This is a genomic window from Mesorhizobium sp. M2A.F.Ca.ET.039.01.1.1 (assembly GCF_003998035.1).
In the GTDB taxonomy this organism is placed as follows: Bacteria; Pseudomonadota; Alphaproteobacteria; order Rhizobiales; family Rhizobiaceae; genus Mesorhizobium.
Window position 1 is genome coordinate 1 of sequence record NZ_RZRY01000918.1, and the last position, 2,093, is coordinate 2,093.

The window sequence follows — 2,093 nt, forward strand, 5'->3', positions numbered from 1 at the left end:
GCTTTCGGCGCATATGCGGCTGATGGACGATGCGTGACACAAACCGGTGCCTTCATTGTTTTTCCGGTTTTGCAACCGGGGGTTTTTGTTATTGTGGGCTCGGGTCGGCGCCCAAGGACAACTGGTGAGGCGGCAGTGCGGCCCGCCACGGCAAGGAGGGTCGAATGCTGAAAGAATTCCAGGAGTTCATTTCCAAGGGCAATGTGATGGACCTGGCCGTCGGCGTCATCATCGGCGCCGCCTTCGGCAAGATCGTCGATTCCTTGGTCAACGACATCATCATGCCGATCGTCGGCGCGATCTTCGGCGGGCTGGACTTCAACAATTACTTCTTCGGGCTGTCCTCCAACGTCCATTCGGCAACGCTGGCTGATGCCAAGAAGGAGGGCGCGGTGTTCGCCTATGGCAGCTTCATGACCGTCGTGCTGAACTTCCTGATCCTTGCCTTCATCATTTTCCTGATGGTCAAGGCGGTGAACAATCTGCGCAAGCGGCTGGAGCGCGAGAAGCCGGCTCCCGCCGCGGCTCCGCCGCCGGCTGACGTGCAACTCCTGACCGAAATCCGCGACCTGCTCGCCAAGAAGTAACGCAGAGCGGGCGCTCTGGACCAAAACCCCGGCCCCAGGCGGCCGGGGTTTTCCGTTTGGCGATCTGGTAAGAGCGCTGACGACACGAACACGGATTTTGCCCATGAGCCTTATCGACACCTTGCGCGCCGAAGCCCGCGCCGCGCCCGAAAGCGGCATTGTCGCCGTCATCAACCATGGTCGCCTGTGCGAAGGGCTGATCCCGCTCTGGGCCGGCGAGGGCGATCTTCCGACGCCTTCCTTCATCAGCGATGCCGCCGCACGCGGGCTCGCTGATGGCGAGACCTTCTACACCTGGCAGAAGGGCATTCCCGAGCTCCGGCAGGCGCTCGCGCGCTACTACGCCAGGCATTTCGGCAAGACCTTCGCCGAGGAGGAGTTCATCGTCACCGCCTCTGGCATGCATGCCATCCAGCTGGCCATCGACGCCATCGCCGGCGGCGGCGACGAGGTGATCTACCTCTCTCCCGCCTGGCCGAATTTCGCCGCGGCCGCCGGCGTGGCGGGCGCCGTGCCGGTGCCGGTCACGCTCGACGAGTCCGGCAATGGCTGGTCCTGCGACGTCGACAAGATCGCCTCGGCAATCACGCCGCGCACCAAGCTGTTGTTCATCAACACGCCCTCCAACCCGACAGGCTGGACCGCCGACAGAGAAACGCTCCAGGCGATCCTGGATCTTGCCCGGGCAAAGGGCCTTTGGATCATCGCCGACGAGATCTATTCGCTGTTCCACTACGGCCATGGCCGCGCGCCGTCCTTTCTCGATGTCGCCACGCCCGAGGACCGCATCCTGTTCGTCAACAGTTTTTCCAAGAACTGGGCAATGACCGGCTGGCGTGTCGGCTGGATCAAGACCCATCCCGCCTTGCAGCAGGTGTTCGAGAACCTGATCCAGTACTCGACCTCGGGCGTCGCCCAGTTCATGCAGCGCGGCGCTGTCGCCGCCCTCGACGAGGGTGACGGCTTCATAGCGGAACAGGTGGAGCGCGCGCATGCCGCGCGCGACCTCGTCTGCGGCATTCTCGGCGAAACCGGCAAGGCGCGTTTCACCGTGCCGCAGGGCGCCTTCTACCTGTTCTTCAGGGTCGACGGCCTCACCGATTCCCGAAAAGCGGCCTTCGACATCGTCGACAATGCCAATGTCGGCCTGGCGCCCGGCACCGCCTTCGGTCCCGGCGGCGAGGCCTTCCTCCGACTATGCTTCCACCGCCGCCTCGATCAGCTCGATGAAGCGGCGCATCGCCTGGCGAAATGGATGAAGACGGTTTGAGCCGAGCGTCGACGAAGCCCGGATTGAAACTCGCTCCGGTGAGTCAGCCGGTGTGACTTTCGAGAACCGGAGCGCAGCGGACATTCAGGTCCGTGAGCACCGGAAGCGCAGAAAGTTGCAGCGGATGGCCGCCGGAGTAGAGTTTAAACCGGGCTTCAGCCGCCTGACTTCGGCACCAGGAGGGGAATGATCCGATCGGTCTTGGCGACGGCGGGGCGGCCGGAGCCGGCATAGGG

2 protein-coding genes are annotated in these 2,093 nt (G+C 63.6%); both read left to right on the forward strand.

The window, feature by feature from the left end; genetic code table 11:
* The first annotated feature begins 164 nt into the window (after positions 1-164).
* Positions 165-587 (forward strand): large conductance mechanosensitive channel protein MscL, encoded by a 423-nt coding sequence (mscL, locus tag EOA24_RS35535; protein ID WP_126079330.1) that lies wholly within the window; start codon positions 165-167, stop codon positions 585-587.
* A gap of 103 nt (positions 588-690) precedes the next feature.
* Complete coding sequence (locus tag EOA24_RS35540; RefSeq protein ID WP_126079329.1) at positions 691-1,857, forward strand: pyridoxal phosphate-dependent aminotransferase; 1,167 nt, start codon at positions 691-693, stop codon at positions 1,855-1,857.
* Positions 1,858-2,093: the final 236 nt, after the last annotated feature.

Coding starts and splice junctions, on each gene's coding strand:
- mscL (WP_126079330.1), top strand. CDS start 165: ATGCTGAAAGAATTCCAGGAGTTCATTTCCAAGGGCAATGTGATGGAC.
- EOA24_RS35540 (WP_126079329.1), top strand. CDS start 691: ATGAGCCTTATCGACACCTTGCGCGCCGAAGCCCGCGCCGCGCCCGAA.